General features: G+C 46.6%; 10 protein-coding genes and 1 CRISPR repeat array. Of the genes, 5 read left to right on the forward strand and 5 right to left on the reverse strand.

The genetic code is table 11. The annotated features are described in order from the left end of the window. Nucleotides 1-58 precede the first annotated feature (58 nt). Complete coding sequence (locus tag HMPREF0670_RS00245) at nucleotides 59-853, reverse strand: polysaccharide biosynthesis/export family protein (protein ID WP_009229154.1); 795 nt, start codon at nucleotides 851-853, stop codon at nucleotides 59-61. Between the two features lie 1,031 nt (nucleotides 854-1,884). Here HMPREF0670_RS00245 and yfcE point away from each other — a divergent pair. The 3 genes from yfcE to HMPREF0670_RS00260 all read left to right on the forward strand — a co-directional run bounded on the left by yfcE (nucleotide 1,885) and on the right by HMPREF0670_RS00260 (nucleotide 4,084). Further along, the gene (gene yfcE / locus HMPREF0670_RS00250; RefSeq protein ID WP_009229155.1) at nucleotides 1,885-2,430 is read left to right on the forward strand and encodes a phosphodiesterase; all 546 of its coding nucleotides are present in this window, start codon (nucleotides 1,885-1,887) and stop codon (nucleotides 2,428-2,430) included. A gap of 93 nt (nucleotides 2,431-2,523) precedes the next feature. Continuing rightward, nucleotides 2,524-3,030, forward strand: coding sequence for a DUF6155 family protein (locus HMPREF0670_RS00255; RefSeq protein WP_009229156.1), 507 nt, complete (start codon nucleotides 2,524-2,526; stop codon nucleotides 3,028-3,030). A gap of 250 nt (nucleotides 3,031-3,280) precedes the next feature. Then, nucleotides 3,281-4,084 carry a TrmH family RNA methyltransferase gene (locus HMPREF0670_RS00260; protein WP_009229157.1) on the forward strand — a complete coding sequence of 268 codons (804 nt, stop codon included), beginning with the start codon at nucleotides 3,281-3,283 and terminating at the stop codon, nucleotides 4,082-4,084. Between the two features lie 119 nt (nucleotides 4,085-4,203). On the opposite strand, the gene HMPREF0670_RS00265 is transcribed toward HMPREF0670_RS00260, so the two are convergent. From HMPREF0670_RS00265 to HMPREF0670_RS00280, 4 genes are all read right to left on the reverse strand, one after another. Further along, entirely contained in the window at nucleotides 4,204-6,534 is a 2,331-nt protein-coding gene (locus HMPREF0670_RS00265) for a family 20 glycosylhydrolase (protein ID WP_009229158.1), read from the reverse strand. Between the two features lie 131 nt (nucleotides 6,535-6,665). After that, on the reverse strand, nucleotides 6,666-7,145 hold the full coding sequence (locus HMPREF0670_RS00270) for a hypothetical protein (RefSeq protein ID WP_009229159.1): 480 nt from the start codon (nucleotides 7,143-7,145) through the stop codon (nucleotides 6,666-6,668). Between the two features lie 288 nt (nucleotides 7,146-7,433). Next, entirely contained in the window at nucleotides 7,434-8,072 is a 639-nt protein-coding gene (locus tag HMPREF0670_RS00275) for a hypothetical protein (RefSeq protein WP_009229160.1), read from the reverse strand. A gap of 223 nt (nucleotides 8,073-8,295) precedes the next feature. After that, nucleotides 8,296-8,979 carry a hypothetical protein gene (locus HMPREF0670_RS00280; RefSeq protein WP_009229162.1) on the reverse strand — a complete coding sequence of 228 codons (684 nt, stop codon included), beginning with the start codon at nucleotides 8,977-8,979 and terminating at the stop codon, nucleotides 8,296-8,298. 2,195 nt (nucleotides 8,980-11,174) lie between these two features. Here HMPREF0670_RS00280 and HMPREF0670_RS00285 point away from each other — a divergent pair. Then, a complete protein-coding gene (locus tag HMPREF0670_RS00285) occupies nucleotides 11,175-12,095 on the forward strand; it encodes a TolB family protein (RefSeq protein ID WP_009229163.1) in 921 nt (306 codons plus the stop codon). Next, entirely contained in the window at nucleotides 12,092-15,832 is a 3,741-nt protein-coding gene (locus HMPREF0670_RS00290; RefSeq protein ID WP_009229164.1) for a carboxypeptidase regulatory-like domain-containing protein, read from the forward strand. The genes HMPREF0670_RS00285 and HMPREF0670_RS00290 overlap by 4 nt, the downstream gene beginning before the upstream one ends. 1,163 nt (nucleotides 15,833-16,995) lie before the next feature. Beyond that, a CRISPR array of direct repeats spans nucleotides 16,996-18,649; the repeat unit is 37 nt; unit sequence GTACGAGTGCACCATCCATTAAAACAAGGATTAAGAC. Nucleotides 18,650-18,655: the final 6 nt, after the last annotated feature.

Consider the following 18,655-nt stretch of genomic DNA (forward strand, 5'->3'; position numbering starts at 1 on the left):
CCTAAGGTTTAAACAAGTTGAGGGATGTTGGCAAACATCCCTCAACGGCTTATTGTTGTTATCTCACAAGGTTCACTATCAAAGAGCTGAGCGACAACACGCTGCTTATCACCGAGAACCAGATGGTTGTAGAGGTGCTTGTCTTAGAGTTGGCAGCCTTCGCTTTGTTTGGTTCTACATATATAACGTCGTTTTGTTGCAGATAATAGTAAGGCGAGTTGATGAGGTTGGCGTCGCGCAAGTCAATGCGGTGAGCCTCTTTGCGGCCGTCGGGGTTCTCGCGTAAAAGCATCACGTTGTCGCGGCGTCCGTAGATAGACAAGTCGCCCGCCTGAGCCAAAGCTTCAACGATGCTCATCTTTTCGCTCGTAACAGGTATTACGGTGGGTTTGTTCACTTCGCCCAGCACCGTTACTTGGTAACTAGCCATGCGAACCGTAACGATGGGGTTTTCGCTGGCGGCTAGGTAGCCCGATATCTTGCTCTTAATAAGGTCTTGGCATTCGTTCTTGTTCAGTCCGCCCACATGCACTTTACCAATTACGGGGAAATCGATGTCGCCGTTGTTGTCTACCAAATAGGTTTGAAGGTTAGACCCCTGTGCCAACTGTCCCTTTGTGCCAACACTGTTACCCACCGTTAGGTTAAACGGCGCAGCTGCTGCTGGGTCTGTTGTAACCACCGTGATGGATAGCTGGTCTTTGGGCATAATCTTGGCTTCGTAAAGGCCCTTCGACGGCTCTAAACTAGTGTTATCAATGTTTTGGAAATACACAACATCCTTACTTCCTCCACAACTCCCTAACAATAAAACGAATGTCAATAAGACAACTGAACTAAGAATTTTATTCATACCAATAATACAATCAATTTATTATGCTTGCAAATTTACGTTGTTTTTTCTGATTTCGCAAGTCTTTAACCTATTATTAATGCGAGTTCGAGGTGTTGTCTTGCGCTTTTTGCCCAAGCGGCACTGCCTATGGATAAATCGAACAGTATTTTAGAGTTCTCGAACTGCCCTTTTAATGTTCCCTTTCTTTTAACAAAGTAGCGCGGGACATGTGGAAAACTGCTGTTAAGATAGCCGCCTCCCCACTTGTGTAGCAAGGCTTTTTGTGCAATCGGTTGCCTTAAATTTTTGTCACTTTCCGCATGTTATATAGCATGGTATTGGAAGTCTTTACGTATCTTTGCAGCCGTAAAGAGAGACAGAGTTAGATAAGGTACAGTATAGCATGGGGCTTAAAGCCCATTTGCATCCACAATACCATAGGTATTAGATTGGCAATAAAAAGATTTATTCAAGGATTAGTTACATGGTAAGACGTTGGATATCGGTTGTTCGATAATTGAATACAAGCTTTTCAGTACGTATCGGACGCACAACGTCACTTCGTCAAGACCGTAGAGAGGGTTAGAGTTAGGCCATTTACAATTAAGAAAAGGAGAGTTGGGAATAGCTTTCAAGTTTCCGCCTATTACCGCGTGATACGGATATTGAACGAAGAAATTTTTTATGTTAGTAGAGAGAACCCGGCTGCATGTGTATGTGGCCGGGCTTTTTTATGCGCCTATTTTTGGCTGAACGAAATACATTTGGTAAAAAAGAAGGGCGCAGAAGGCGTGTATGGGCATTTTTTGTTACCTTTGTATGCAGCTCGCCAAGGTTGTCCACGTCTTGCCCTAGCCTATGCTCGGGGTGTGGAATGCCGCCGAGTGGCTTTAAAACCAAGGCGGAAGGGTTGCCTGTTTACCTGAAATGATAGGTAGCGAACCCTTTGAGCGAACCCTTTAATCGACTTTTTGAAACGAACATGGTTGCGGCTTGTTGGCTGATGATGCTACGAACCGAAACCGCCAAATAACTTTAATACACAGAGAATGAAGTATCTATTGATTTCAGACATACACGGCTGTTTGCCTGCGTTGCAACGTGCATTGCACTTTTATAAGGAGCAGCACTGCGACATGCTCTGTATCTTGGGCGACATCATTAACTATGGGCCACGTAACCAATTGCCAGAAGGACTTAACCCCAAGGGCATCGTGGAGCAACTTAACGCTATGGCCGACGATATTGTGGCCATTCGCGGCAATTGTGATTCGGAGGTAGACCAGATGCTGCTTAACTTCCCCATCATGGCAGATTACCTGCTACTTGTTGATGGCAACAAGCGATTAATACTTACTCATGGACATGTTTATAATAAGGAGAAACGGCCGTTGGGCAAGTGCGATGCCCTATTTTATGGCCATACGCACCTTTGGGAACTAACGCGCACACCCCAAGGCGTGGTATGCAACCTAGGTTCGATAACCTTTCCCAAAGGCGGAAACCCGCCAACATTCGCCACTTACGAGGATGGTGTGATAAGTGTTTATCGAACCGACGGCTCGCTTTTGCAGACAATGGACCTCAACGAGTAGGGCAGTGGTTCGTAGTAGGCGGGCGATAACAGGCAAACAAATGTGTAAGCATACGAGAAGAGTAAACCCAACAGCAACAAAAACAAGTGTTTCATGTCGAAAGCAAAGCTGAAAAAGCATCTGTTGGCATTGTCCAAGGAAGAGATTATAAACGTTGTGCTAGATTTGTATGATGCACGTACAGAGGCAAAAGCATATTTTGAGTTTTATCTTACACCCGACAGCTCGACCGAATTGGAGAAACTTAGGGTGCGCATTGTACACGAATTCTTTCCTGTTCGTGGCTTATCAGAGAACCCTTCGTTTGCTAAATGCAAGAAAATTGTTACCGATTTCGCCAAGATGCAGGCCTCTCCCGACTGTGTGGCCGACCTTATGCTGACTGTAACTGAGCAAGGAAACAGCTGGGCAATGACGTACGGCTATTGCGAAGGGGCATATGAAACGGCTTTGGCAAATAGTTTTGCAAGAGCTATGGACTTTATTTTCCGCAATGGTTTGCTATTGTATTTCTACGAACGGATAGAAAGAATGCTCGCTAGTGCTGCAAACGGATGGGGAGGCGACAGCTTGCGCGAAATCTATAGGCAATATAGATAGCGTCTTTTCGGTTGACGAGTAGACGAGGGAACGAATGAACATGTTGAGTGGCGCAGCCATTTTTTCACCCTTTCATCTTTAGGAGTTAAGGAGTTATGGAGTTAAGGAGTTAAGCCAAATACCTTGTTGGCGTTAGCCATTTTTTCACTTTTTCACCCTTTCACCTTTTCACCTTTCCACCCTTTCACCTTTAAAAGGCGCAGCCATTTTTTCACCTTTTCACCCTTTCACCTTTAAAATACTCCTTTTCATGTCGATAGAAAGAATAACATCGCTCACGCACCCTGGTGTTGAAGTATTTAGCGCACTAACCGAAACACAGTTGCGCAATAGGCTTCAACCAGATAAGGGCGTATTCATTGCCGAAAGTCCCAAGGTTATACGCGTGGCGCTTGATGCAGGTTACGAGCCGCTGTCGATGATGTGCGAAGAACGACATATTGTAGGCGATGCCGCAGACATCATATCGCGGTGTGGCGACATACCTGTATATACGGGCGAACGCGCGCTGTTGGCCCAGCTAACTGGTTATACGCTAACGCGCGGTGTGTTGTGCGCCATGCGCCGAAAGCCAACGCGCAGTGTGGCCGAGGCGTGCGCTGATGCCACGCGTGTATGCGTGATTGACGGCGTTACCGACACAACCAACATCGGGGCCATATTCCGTTCGGCTGCGGCATTGGGTATTGATGCTGTTGTTTTGGCTAAAAACGCGTGCGACCCGCTTAATCGCCGTGCCGTGCGCGTGTCTATGGGTTCGGTATTTCTTGTGCCGTGGACGTGGTCTGAACAACCTTTGGCCGAACTTTCTGCCTTAGGATTCCGTACGGCAGCAATGGCTTTAACTCATAATTCCATTTCGTTAGACGATGCCAAACTGAAAGCCGAACCGCGTTTGGCCATTGTTATGGGTACGGAAGGCGACGGTTTGCCACACCAAGTGATTGCACAAGCCGATTATGTGGTGCGTATACCAATGGCACATGGTGTCGACTCGCTCAACGTTGCAGCAGCATCGGCCGTGGCTTTTTGGGAATTGCGGGTTGACAAGTAAGCAACTTGAATCAAGTAAACAAATAGACGAAAAAACAGTTGACGAATTAACAGGGCAGCAAATAAACAAAAGGCTGCGCCTGTTAATTCGTCAACTAGTTATGTAAAAGCGTAGTTTTTCTATTCAATCGTCACTTCATCCACGAACAGCCAAGCCGGTTTGCCTGTATGGGGATGCCATGCAGGCATGCTCTTTTCGGATAACATCTTGATGCGCACATAGCGAGCGTCTTTCGGCATGGGCAAAAGCACGTTGTCGGTGTCGATGTAGTCGGGCTTGTTTGCAGGCATCGGGTCGGCCGGTAGGTCGTAAATGTCCTCAAAGTTCTTGCCGTCTGTACTCACCCAAACGTATAATCCGCGGTGGGGCATAATCCATTGCGCCGAACTAATCAACGTACGAACGCTGATAAGGCGAATGGGTTTCACCTCGCCAAGGTCTACCGTGAGATCGAGATCTTTGCCAACGTAGCCCACCCAGCGACCTGAATTGAAGATAACACTACCTTGTAGGCCATTGGTAAGTTCGCGTGGCGACAGCCCTGGGTACTTGGCATCTGGCTCAACGTTGTATTTTACCTCGGCCATCGTGGCCTTGCTGATGAGCAAATCTTCGCTGTTTTCGTTGCTGGTGAAGGTGGGATAAACGGCGATGGTGCGCAACTTGCACGACTTTTTCACAGGAAAAGGCTGCGTATAGCGAAGAGATTTTGCAGTGGGTGCCGTTCCATCGAGGGTATAGTAGATGGTTGCGCCCTTGCGCGCCGTGAGCGTTACGTTCAGGCTGCCGGGCTTTTCGGCTGGCGAAAGTGCGATGTTGACGTTGAAAAGATGTCGGCCGTAGCGGTATTTGTTCAAGTTATAGATGTTGAGCAATTGCGGCATGCGGTTGGCAAAGTCGTCGAAGTTCTTCTTTTCGGGCATAGTCCATTGCACCTCGCTTGCAGCGGCCAAACGTGGCAACGCCATATACTCCACGTGAGGGAAGTTATCCATGTGCTCGGTCCAGAGGTTTGCCTGCACGCCGATGATGTGTTTGGCCTCTTCGGCCGTGAGTTTGGGCGATACGGGATTGAAGTCGTAGGTCTTTTCGATGGGTATGAAACCGTTGAAGGCCAGCGGTTCGTGTTCGCGATCGTTCGTTTGGTAATAGTCTAGATAGAGATGCGACACGGGGCACATAATGGCATCGTGGCCCAAGCGTGCAGCCTCGATGCCGCCTTCCATACCGCGCCACGACAGCACCGTGGCATTGGGGGCTATTCCGCCTTCCAAAATCTCGTCCCATCCACCAACTTTACGTCCGCGAGCGGTAATGAAGTTGGCTATGTCGCTCATAAAGTAACTTTGCAAGCGTTCTTCGGCCGTGTGTTTGCCGTCGGCCGCCAAGCCTTTCTCCTTGATGCGAGCCTGACAGCGCGGACATTTTGCCCAGCTAACCTTTGGGCATTCGTCGCCACCGATATACACATACTCGGCAGGGAAGATGTCCATCACCTCCGAAAGTACGTCTTTGGCAAACTGTAAAGTGCGGTCGTTGCCTGCGCACAGCACCTCTTCGGCAATGCCCCACGTAGTACGAACCTTGTAAGGGCCACCCGTACAGCCCAATTCAGGGTAAGCAGCCAGGGCAGCAACCATGTGTCCGGGCATGTCTATTTCGGGAATAACCATGATATGGCGGTCGGCTGCGTACTTAACAATGGCTCTTGCCTGTTCTTGGGTATAGAAACCGCCATGCGGTTTGCCGTCGAACTTGCTTGCATCGTGGCCAACCATTGTTTCGGGACGCATCGACGAAACCTCGGTTAGCTTGGGATATTTCTTTATTTCGATGCGCCAACCTTGGTCGTCGGTAAGGTGCATGTGAAAGCGGTTGATGTTGTGCAAGGTCAAGATGTCGATAAACGTCTTCACTTCTTCGAAGGAGAAGAAATGACGAGCCACGTCGAGCATCGCACCGCGATAGCCAAAGCGTGGTTGGTCGGCGATGGTTACGCTGGGAAAGCTAACCCTTTGCGCCCCCGTTTGCGGTATCGCCTTGCGCAAAGTCTGTATGCCGTAGAATGTTCCTGCGGCCGATGCGCCGTTGATGGTAATGCGCTCTTTGGTTACTTCTAGGCGATAGGCCTCCTTGTTGTTGTTTTTCAATGTGGCCGAAAGCACGATGAGGTTGCGCCCTTGTGCTGCTGTGGTTAGGGCGGGGCGCACTTTGGTGGCTGCAAAGAGATATTGCGCCAGCAGTTCGGCATCTTTTTGCAGGGCTGTGTTGCCTTTGGGGTAGGCGATACGCGTCTGGGCGTTGAGCGAGAAGGCTCCAGCCGATGTGTTTGTTATTTCTTGTGGAAGTGGCACAACGCGGAAGTTGGCCTTTGTTGTTGGGGTTTGCGCCTGGGCAAAGGTTGTGGTAAGCAGACCTAATGCACCGAGGATAAATTGTTTAAAGTACATTTTTCTTAATTATATTAACAGGTTTGTTTATCGTTTTATGGCGTGTGCGATTGCTGTTGCGGCGGAAGAGGGGGTGGGGTAGAATGCGTTTCTTGATGTGGTGAGGGTGCTTGTTGTAGGGTTGCAGAATGTCAGTACGTTTTAAGAATACGCTCGTTCATCTCTCGTTCTTTCTTCGAAGGACGTCTTGTGCGTTTGTCGAACATCCTAAAAAAGTCGAATCCAAATCCCCCTGGTGCCATCCTTGCCCCTATTCTCGCACTTTGCCTAGCGGCCTCTTGCACGTCGAACCCTGGCTTTGGTGCTTTGCCATATACCACCACCTCGTTAAGCATGGTGGGAAGAAGTAGCACCGTGTCGGTTAATTCCTCCTTATTCATCATTCGGCGCATATATCCATAGGACACAAACGTGAGAGATTTGAACGTGGCAGGCAAGATGCACGTTCCCGTAAAGTCGGTTTCGATGGTGGTATTGGTGTCGGTTTTCACGCGCACACCCTTCAAGGGGCGGTGTGTTTCCATGTCGGCCACCACGCATCGGGTTTGTGCCAAGGCCGTATTTGCCCATGTCATGGCCACCCAACATAATGTAGTTGCACATCTTTTCATTTCTCAACATTGTTTCTTCCAAATGCTTTTTGATGCACCGAACAACTCTTTTTGCACTACAAAGATAACGAATTGTTGTTTATTTAACAAAAAAGTGGCCAAGTTTTCGTTGCAATACCCAAATAAGGCATATTCTTTTGTATCTCGCTCCTGCCTCTGATAGCAGGGCGTCAACTTATGAGGAGCACAACTAGTTGTTGTTGATAGTTGGCGTGTGAAATCGTTTGCTTGGGTCGGGGTGAATGAAAATGATGTTTAAGGGTTGTTTTTGCGGTTTACAAATGCTCATTATTTGTTAGCCCTTGTGGGCTTGCACTTGGTTCTTTTCACACAAGTAAGTGGTGGCGTCCATTCAACTCTTTTACGACCTAGAAAGGTATCTGCTCGCGTAGACACCACTTTCGTTGGTATTTCTCTTCCAATTCTTATCACCCACGATTTTGTAATGTAGTTTGTTGCGGGCGAGGTGTATGATAATGTCGTGCCTTTTTCAAATGTGTCTAGCGGTTCGGCAAGTCGATTATAAGTGTCGATAACTGCCTTATCTGGCACAACAAACTCCTCCTGTAAGGTTTTTACCAATATTGTACGGCCGTTTAGTAGAAAGTACGAGGTGGGATAGCTTGTGCCAAGGGTAAATTCTCCACCATCGAAAAGTTGCTCTAACGCTGGCCCGATGCAGAAATAATAGGGTGTTTTGTAATCAAGCCATTCTTCTTCTTCTTGTACTTTTCCCTGCACCATCAAAAACGTTTTATATTGCCGATGCGCCTTGATATAGGCCCTCACCACGGCTTTCAACTCTGGTTTTAGCTTTGCCGTGTCAATACGGTTAAGTGGTAATTCTGCGCGTTTGTCTGTGCGTTCGGTGCAACCTATCGCAGTCAGTGCAAGGCAGCCGATAATCCAAAGGGCGATTGTTTTCATGGTGTTGCGCTTTTTATGATGCAAATATACGAAAAATGCTGATAACGACAATGGTAACTTGATGCACCGAACAACTCTTTTTGCACTACAAAGATAACGAATTGTTGTTTATTTAATAAAAAAGTGGCCAAGTTTTCGTCTTATTCAATGCAATAAAGAGCATTTTGCACGGTATGCAACGAGAACTAGAAACTTTTTAGTGGTTTGAGGTTAAGCGCATGGCCTATATGCTGTCTGCTACTGCGGTGTCGTTCAGCGTGGTGTCTTTCTTTGTTGCGTGCCTTGGTTTTCGTGCTTTACTATTGGAATAAAGCAATTCCATGTTGGGCAGATTGCAGGGTACCCTTTTTACAGTAGCAAGTGTATCGGCTCGTGTAGATAGGAGTTTTGTTGTTGTTTTGAAACCTGTTTCCACCACCCATGCCTTAAATATGTAGCTCTTTATAGGATGTACGTATGGTGTTGGCGTACCTTTGTCGAATGTGTCTTGGGGTTCGGCAAGCCTATTATAGGTGTCAATGGCGGCCTTATCTGGTATTGTCAAATCTTCTTGTATGGTTTTTACGAATACGATATGGCCGTCTAGGTCGAAGTAACTGGTGGGATAGCTTTCCACAAAGCCGAATTCTCCACCATTGTATAGGCCATCAAATGCAGGACCGATAAGGAAATAGGTTTCGGGGTACACCGACCAATCATCTGCGGGTAATTCTGTTGGCGCTAATAAGAATGTTTTGTATTGCGGATGCACCTTGATATAGGCTCTCACCACGGCCTTCAGCTCGGACCTGAGCTTTGCCGTGTCAATGCGGTTAAGTGGTAATTCAGTGCGTATGTCTGTGCGTTCGGTGCAACCTATCGCAGTCAGTGCAAGGCAGCCGATAATCCAAAGGGCGATTGTTTTCATGATGTTGCGCTTTTTATGATGCAAATATACGAAAAATGCTGATAACAGCAATGGTAACATGCGCTTTATGATGAGGCCGTATTGACTTTTTGTATTTCTATAAATTGAGAGGAGTTTGTTGTCTTTGTGACACCAAACACAAGAAAAACACTCCGCTCATATACGGAGTGCTGGGCAAATTAACTCACTGGCTTATCAAGTCACGAAAACCCAATAACTCCCGAATGTATCAGCCCACTACTTCACTAACCCACAACCTCACCAACCCACAACTTCACCAACTCGCAACCTCATCGGCTCACAACCTCGCCAACTTATCAACTCATCAGCTTACCAACTCACCAACTCACCAACCCACAACCTTGTCAGCCTTGCAACCTCGCCAACTTATCAGCTCATCAGCTTACTAACCCATCAGCTTGCAACCTCACCAACTCAAAAACTTAAAATTGTTATTTTTATTTTACAACACCACTCTAATTTTTATCCCGTTCTAGCGAAAATTTAGTTTAAAAAGTGGGTAAATAGCCGCTATTTCTAACCTCTCACGTCTTCTAACTTGTCCTTTTTTAAGAAAAGAACCTGCGTTTTGCACCATTTAGCCTTTCTAGATTGGTTGCCAACTCATGATTGTTTACGCCCCAAAACCCACTTTTAGACCCTAAAATCCTACTTTTTAACGACTATTTTGCCCTTCTCAGTCATGTGTTTCATGGATCTGATAGGTTTTGTTTATACAATTATAGCGTATTTTTATGCTTTTTGTCTTGCTTTTAGCAGCATTTTGCACTGCGTTTTGCACCATTTTACCTTGCGTTTAGCACCAAAACGCACCGCATTTAGCACCAAAACGCACTGCATTTAGCAGCAAAATGCACTGCATTTAGCGGCATATTGCACTGCGTTTAGCAGCAAATAGCCCCAAAACTGGCGCAAATGGCTGGGAACTTAAATAAAAATTCATTTTGCCCGTATGTACAACAATCCCCATTTTGCACCAAAACCAACCTTCGCGAGAATCGGTTTTTTGCGGTAAGGTTGGCGATTGGTGGACAGAAAGGGTACTAATAATGTTAAAATTTATGCTGAAAAGTTGACAAGGGGCTAAGTTGGCAAGAATTCAAGTTGACAAGCTAACGAGTTAACGAGTTGACAAGATTTTAAGTTAATGAGTTAACAAGTTGACGAGTTAACAAGTTGACAAGTTAACGAGTTGACAAGGTTTTAAGTTTACAAGTTGACAAGTTAACGAGTTAACAAGAATTCAAATTGACAAGTTAATGGGTAGAGAGGTTAACGAATGTGTTGGTTCGTGAGTGTTTAAGTTTTTGAGTTGATGGGTTTGTGAGTTTTTGAGTTTGTATGTTGATGAGCTGATGTATTTGGGCGTTATTGGGTCTTCGTGAGTTTATAAGCTAGTGAGTTGATTTGTCCTGCCCTTTGTATATGAGCGGAGAGCTTATCTTGGTTTTGCAACACAAAGATAGCAAGGGCCTCGCGTTATAGAAAGATTAAAAATCAAGGCTACTTCTATGACTTATACTTTAAGTAATGGCCACGGTTAATTGGGTTTTAGGCTCGCCAACTGGTCCATTTGCGTATTCAACAGCCCATTGTTCGTTCATCTTTCCGCATCAATGTCATTACAATATTTAAATATCATGAAAATAAATTAAGGCTTATTGCAGGGTATTTATTTATTTCTTAACTTCGCAAATGAGAGCGCTGCAAGTGTGCCATTAGGCTATTTTATATGGAAATCGGACATTTTGAGAAGAGAGAAACGGCGCATTAGACGCAAACCAAAGAAGAACAGCGCAACACAAAACTGTAAGAAACTTGTTATTTTGATTTGTTTTTACTGGCCAAGCACGCCCAAGCGCATGAGCAAATGGGCGCGTTAGTGGCGTTGGAGTGTTGTGAAAGCGAGTAAAAACATCTAAGGATAATTTGCCAACCCTGGCAAACCTGATACATATCGCCCTTACACACATCATCGTAAAAGACCATCTTTCGGCCGTAAGCGTGCGGCCTACGAAAGCCTAAATTATGCGTGTTTGTGTTTTATTGACAACTTAGTGGGACGTGGTATCTCGTATTCAACCCACAAGCTAGCGAACTCGTCAACCCAATAACGCACGAACTTGCTATCTAAGAACCTAACATTATTGTTTTAACCTAAAAACAACTTTCGTATGAGGAAAGCAGCATTAGCCCTCGCCGCAGCACTTACTGTTGGCTGTTGGGCGCAAGTTTTCAACGTCGCAAGCCTTGTCCCTGTGGAACTTCCGTCGGATGTGGGGAGCAAGGTGGTGGCAATTAGTGGGCAAGGAGATTTTCTTTTACTCACAACCGACAACAACAGCGGACTTACTAAGCTAGACCTGAACACAGGGAAAGCCCAAAACATTACGCAGGCAGCAGGTGCCGGCTACGATGCACGTGTGTCGCCCGACGGCAAACGCGTGGTGTATCGAGAAAATTCGTTCACGCCTGGACATCTCCGAATGGTGTCGTTGCGTAGCGTTAACTTGGAATCGGGACAGCATAATGAATTGGTTGCCCCCACGAGAAGTCTGCAAGGGATGGCGCTAAACAATCAAGCTGCCCTGCCCGTTACGCGTGGACAGGTGGCTGCCAAGGGGTTCGAGGGCAAGGTTTCGGCCAAGAACGCCGTGGTGTTGAGCATCAACAACCGCCAACTGATGATTTCGCGCAACGGAAAAACCCGCAATCTCTCGCCCAATGGTAAAGAAAAGAGTTATCTATGGCCATCGCTTTCGCCCGACGGAACCAAGATTTTGTATTATGTGGGGGCCGAAGGGGCATTTGTTTGCAACCTCGATGGCAGCAATGTAAAGCCACTTGGCATGATGCGTGCACCCCAATGGTGGGACGATTCCACGGTGGTAGGCATGTACGACCAAGACGATGGCGAGTTTGTTTACGCATCGCGTATCGTGGCAACCAACCTCAAAGGCGACAAACAGACACTCACGCCCGACTCGCTCATTGCGATGTACCCCAAAGTTTCGGCTCAGGCGGGTAAGATTGCATTCTCAACGCCTAGCGGAAAGGCGTATATCATCAACGTAACTAAAAGCCAACAGCCATGAAGAAGATATTACTTTTTATAGCAATGGCCTTTACTGCCCTTGCGCAAGCACAGACAAAAAATGCAAGCGAGCTGCGTATCTACCTCAATCCTGGGCATGGATGCTACGGACCTAACGACCGTCCGATGCCTACCATACCTTATCCCAACCTGCCAGAAACAGGTAGGCCAGGCAAGAAAGGATTCTACGAGTCGACTACCGTGCTGATGCGAACCCTCCCTATGGTAGACAAGCTGGTGAAGATGGGCGTTAAACGCGATAACATCATGCTGTCGCGAACAGACAACGGACCATATCCCTATGTTACTGGTGACCCAGAGAACGATAAATACGACCGACCATTGTCGGAGATTTGCGAAGAGGTGGATGCCAACAACATGGACTTCTTTATCTCGGTACACTCTAATGCCGCCACCGATGGGGGAAACACCAACTATCCACTTATCCTTTATCGCGGCAGAGATAAAGAGGGCAACGACCTTGTACCTGGTAGCAGAGACATGGCCATAAAGATGTGGGAACCCCATTACATGGACGAACTGGACCCGCAAAGCTATTATAGCCGAACGAACATGAACGTTCGGGGCGACATTTCGTTTTATCATAGCTCGTCCGTTCGTCACGGAACGCATGGCGATTACGAGGGTTACCTAGGCGTTTTGAAACATGGTGTGCCGGGCTTTCTTATCGAAGGCTATTTCCATACCTACCAACCTGCTCGGCATCGCGCCTTAAACCCCGACTATTGCAAGCAGGATGCCATCAGGATGTCGCGCGGATTGGCCGACATCTTTAACCTCCCGGCCGAAAAAACGGGCTACATTATGGGTACGGTGAAAGACCTTCACGAACGTATCGTCAACCCCGTTTTCCACTATGCGCCGCGTACCAACGACCAATGGCTGCCCCTGAACGGAGCCACCGTTACGCTCTTTAAGGGCGATAAGGCCGTGAAAACCTATCAGGTAGATACGCTATACAATGGTATCTTTGTGTTCGAAGACCTAGAACCGGGCGAATACACCGTGCGGGCCACCCTTAAAGGCTATAAGGAACAAGGCAAATTCACTGCCGATGCCACGTCTACCGAGTATCAAAACCTCGTGGCACAGAGCATGGAAAAGCTGGTGGTTAAGGCAAATCAAACGACTTACACCAAGCTATACCTTGAAGTTGAGGGCTACGAACCGCCCGCCGACACCTATCATAACTATCCCGACCCTGAGCAACCGGCCTACTTAACCATGCCAGCGGCACTGAACATGAAGGCTGAAGAGCCCGTTACACTGGCCATAAAGGGCGAAGTTAAGCGCGCCATCACGCGCGAAGGCAAGACGGTTATATTGACCAACGACAACGGTACGCCACTGCTTTACTTGGTGAACAACGCCACGAGGAAGATTGAAAAGCAGTTGAGCACCAACGGACTGCCAGCAGCCGAAACCGATAACAAGGGTTTCCACAGCCGTTTGAACGACATCGCCTTTACTGCCGACGGACAATTGGTGGGCGTAAACAGCGTGGAATGCCAGTTTAACGATGGAGAAGTGGAAACGGACAAAGGTTACAAACGTGGCACGTTGCGCATCTTTAAATGGCAAGACATGGATGCCGACCCCATTGAGTGGCTCACAACGCAAAGCTCGGCCAACTTCCTTAACGCCGATATGGGCAAGACGGTGGCCGTAAGCGGTGCTGCCAAGAGCTGCAAAGTGATTGTTGGCGGAACCAATGCCAATGGTGTTGCCAAGGGGGTGAGAAACTTAGTGCTCTACGTTGAGAACAACACCATCACCTCTTCGCTCTTTACCGAGAAAACCATCAACGCCAGCAGCAACTTCACCGAGGTGAAATTGGGCAACGATTACAAGTTGTGTGCATCGCCCTTTGCCGACGATCAGTGGATGGTAGACGGCAACGTAACCTCGCCGATGGAGTTTAAGCCCGCAACAACATCTAATGTAAACAGCGAGATACTTGGCCGTTTGCCTGCCGACATATTGGGCAGCGAGGGCGAAGTGGCTGCTGCATCGGGTGCCATATTCTTTAAGTACGCCAAGCATACGCTTTTGGCCACGCCTTATCTTAAAGATGCAAAGGTGGCCGGACTGCGCCTTTTTGACGTGAGCGAGGGTTTAGAAAAGGCCAAATTGATAAAGGCAACCACGCTAAACCTTGCCACGCCACTAGAAAAGGTGGGCTTTATGGCTGCCACGGCCACGGTGAAGGATGCCGACATCACCCTTACACTCATTACCGACAGCGTGCTGACCAACTTTACCACCAAGGGTGTTGCCCAGCCCGCAGTGAAAGGTGTGTATGCCTACAACCTGCGTTTGGCACAGGCCGGCGAACGTTACACCTTCTCGTTCGATGCCAATGACGAACCCACAGCCGCTAAACTGGTGTTCACTGATGCCAAAACAAACGCTGCCGTGGGCGAACTGCCACTCAATGGCGTAAAGGCTGGGCACAACAGTTTCGACTTTGCCACCGACCAATTGCCTGGCCGTTTGCAACAAGAACTGAATTGGGCCGTGAGTCTAACGGGAAATCGCATCGCAAGCATCAACCGCATCAACCCAGAGGTTGCAACGGCATACAATCGTGCAACTGTGGCCATCGACAAGAGCACCGAGAGCGACTTCTTTGGCCGCATGTATGTGGGCGAAGCCAATAAGAAACAACTTGACGTAACGGGCGTTTACGTGTGCGATGCCAACGGCGCGCGCAACAATGCAGCTCCGTACAAGGGCGGACAAAAGCTGATGGGGAATTACAGAATGAGTGTTGATGCAACAGGTAAGCTCTATATTGCCGAGTTTAGCGACGAAAATCCGGGTGTGTTTATTGCTAACCCTGCCCAGATGGACGGCAAGTTCGAGCAGTTCTTCGTGGGTAAGCCTGATGAAGACGGACTAATCACCAACGATGGAGAAAGCGTTGGCTCGTCGGCCTCGATGGTTTTGCCAACGGGTAGCGGCAGTAATGCCAAGCTATACGTTTGCTTAGAAGATATGAAGGCGGCCATTGGCGTGTACAACATTGGGCAACCAGATGGCTCTGTGCTTACATCGTGGAACAAGGCACCTAGCCTGACGCTTAAAGTTAGTGGGCTTATCAATGCCGACGACAACCTGGCAGCCGGTCCTGATGGTGGACTTTGGGTGGTGCAATATCGCGGAGCAGGCAACAACACCAAGGGTGTGCCTTCGCTGATGTACGTAGATAAGGACGGAAAAGTAACCTTTAACTCTGGCAACGCCGATTGGGTAGAGAATCTCAACGGGTCGCGCAGGTCGGGATTTGCTGTTAGCGACGATGGAAAGAGCCTCGTTATATGCGATGGCAGCTTGGCATTGCAGTTCTTCAACGTTGCATGGAACGGCTCAACGCCCACGCTTACCAAGAAATATAGCTACGAAGGCTTGGGCAAAGAGATATACCAAATGGCCTTCGACCCCGCGGGCAACTTGGTATGTGCAGGCAAGGAGGTTTGCATCTTGAGTATTCCCACCGAGCATAACCAAACGCTTACGCCTGCCAAACGCTCCTTAACGGTGAAACGACAGCCCACAACAGCTGTTGAACAACCCACCGCAGGCAAGCGCGTGGTTAGCATCCGCTATTACAATGCAGCTGGTTTGCAGTCGGCACAACCCTTCGATGGTGTTAACATCGTTGTTACTACGTATGCCGATGGTAGCAAGAAGACGGAAAAAATGATGAAGAAGTAACACTTATCAACGCGTAACAACGTCGCCCCCAGTCCTTCTACGTTTGGAGAAAGGCTGGGGGCGATTATGATAAAGAGATTTTAAAGGTGAAAAGGATTATAAAGGTGAAAAATTGAAAAGGTGAAAAGGTGAAAAAATGGCAGCGCCTTTTAAAGGTGAAAAGGTGAAAGGGTGAAAAGGTGAAAAAATGGCTGCGCCTTTAAAGGTGAAAAGGTGAAAGGGTGAATAAGGTGAAAAATGGCTGCGCCTGTTAACTTATTCATATCGTTAACTCGTTAACTCGTCAACTTGTCAACTAATATTGGTGAAAAATGGCTGCGCCACTTAACTAGCCAACAATTGTTGAGCTTGCAAGTGATAACACACAATGAGGGGTTATTAAGGCTGGATGTGCGATATAAGGGAAGGATGTTGGAGGACTTGATAGCACATAATGAGGGGTTATTAAGGCTGGATGTGCGATATAAGGGAAGGATGTTGGAGGACTTGATAACGGATAATGAGGAGTTATTGAGGTTAGATGTGCGGTAGAAAGGCATGACGTTGGAGGACTTGATAATGGCTAATGAGGGGGTATTAAGGCTTGATGTGCGGTAGAAACGCAGGACGTTGGAGGACTTGATAGCACTTAATGAGGGGTTGCTAAGGTTAGATGTGTGGTAGAAAGACAAGAAATTGGAGGACTTGATAGCACTTAATGAGGGGTTGCTAAGGTTAGATGTGTGGTAGAAAGACAAGAAATTGGAGGACTTGACAATGGCTAATGAGCGGTTGCTAAGGTTAGATGTGTGGTAGAAAGGCAAGAAATTGGAGGACTTGACAATGGCTAATGAGGGGTTGCTAAGGTTAGATGTGTGGTAGAAAGGCAAGAAATTGGAGGACTTGACAATGGCTAATGAGGGGTTGTTAAGACTAGATGTGCGATTGAGTAGGGGTAAGAGATAGGGGACTTGATGATGCCATGCCGCTTGTTTCTCCTTTATTTCCACAATATTGTTGCTTTTCTTCAATCTAAATTTTAACGTAAAACATTCGTCATTCTCGCCAATTCTTTGTAATTTTGCACTCGCTTAAAAGGTACGTAATATTTGTTAAAAACATGTCTTACGATGCACAAACAAGTCTTACAATGCGCTTAAACAAAGCATAACCCGAGTTTTGCTGTACGAGTGCACCATCCATTAAAACAAGGATTAAGACGCTTCTCCTTCAAACCGCACCCAAACACCTAGCCCGTACGAGTGCACCATCCATTAAAACAAGGATTAAGACACTTTTGCACTCTCGTTTACTACTGCATTATTTTTCAGTACGAGTGCACCATCCATTAAAACAAGGATTAAGACTTCCCAAGGTGTTACACTACCTCAGATTATTCTAGTACGAGTGCACCATCCATTAAAACAAGGATTAAGACTTTTCTGGCTTTCAACCGCACCCTTTCGGGCTAACATCAGGTACGAGTGCACCATCCATTAAAACAAGGATTAAGACTCTTGTACGATTGAAATTAATTGAGCCATTTTGTGTGTACGAGTGCACCATCCATTAAAACAAGGATTAAGACTCAGCCACATGATAGCTTTCGACCTTCCCACCAAGCGTACGAGTGCACCATCCATTAAAACAAGGATTAAGACTTTTCATTTTTTTAATCGTTGTTTTGGTGTGAACCCGTACGAGTGCACCATCCATTAAAACAAGGATTAAGACCCATGTGTGGATGGGCTCGAATATCTTTTCGACCTCATGTACGAGTGCACCATCCATTAAAACAAGGATTAAGACTACCTCAGATTACATTCTCCTTCCTGAGGAGATGTAGTACGAGTGCACCATCCATTAAAACAAGGATTAAGACTATAGCATAACGGACACACCATGTGTGGATGGGCTCGAGTACGAGTGCACCATCCATTAAAACAAGGATTAAGACAGTCTTGTCTTGTACTTGATGTTGCCGTTCTTGGTACGAGTGCACCATCCATTAAAACAAGGATTAAGACATAATTGAGTGCCATATAAAGAGTCCACTTTGTGATAGTACGAGTGCACCATCCATTAAAACAAGGATTAAGACATTAAAAGAAAAAGACGAAAGTGTTTCGAAACACTTTGTACGAGTGCACCATCCATTAAAACAAGGATTAAGACGCATTGCCGATGGCATATTGCTTGAATTGCTCTTTCTGTACGAGTGCACCATCCATTAAAACAAGGATTAAGACATCCATAAGCTTAGACATTATGGAATTGATATTTTTCTTGTACGAGTGCACCATCCATTAAAACAAGGATTAAGACAATTTGAGAACTTCTTCAGATAACTCTAAATCTCTAAGTACGAGTGCACCATCCATTAAAACAAGGATTAAGACCTTTTCATCCTTCATCTTTACCTTAATAACCTTAATGTGTACGAGTGCACCATCCATTAAAACAAGGATTAAGACTTAATAATATCCTTTTTTTTCATTTCACTATATATTTGTACGAGTGCACCATCCATTAAAACAAGGATTAAGACTATCATATACCCGAGCTTTACCAGATACAAAAGCATTGTACGAGTGCACCATCCATTAAAACAAGGATTAAGACCACCATTGTGTGATAAGTTCCTTTCTTTTTCAATATGTACGAGTGCACCATCCATTAAAACAAGGATTAAGACTTACTTAACTTCACAAGTATAATTTCTTTCATCCGTACGAGTGCACCATCCATTAAAACAAGGATTAAGACGTATTGCTATACACCCAAGCATTATCAGATATTGCGTACGAGTGCACCATCCATTAAAACAAGGATTAAGACACAGCA

Source organism: Prevotella sp. oral taxon 317 str. F0108, from assembly GCF_000162415.1.
GTDB classification, from domain to species: domain Bacteria; phylum Bacteroidota; class Bacteroidia; order Bacteroidales; family Bacteroidaceae; genus Prevotella; species Prevotella conceptionensis.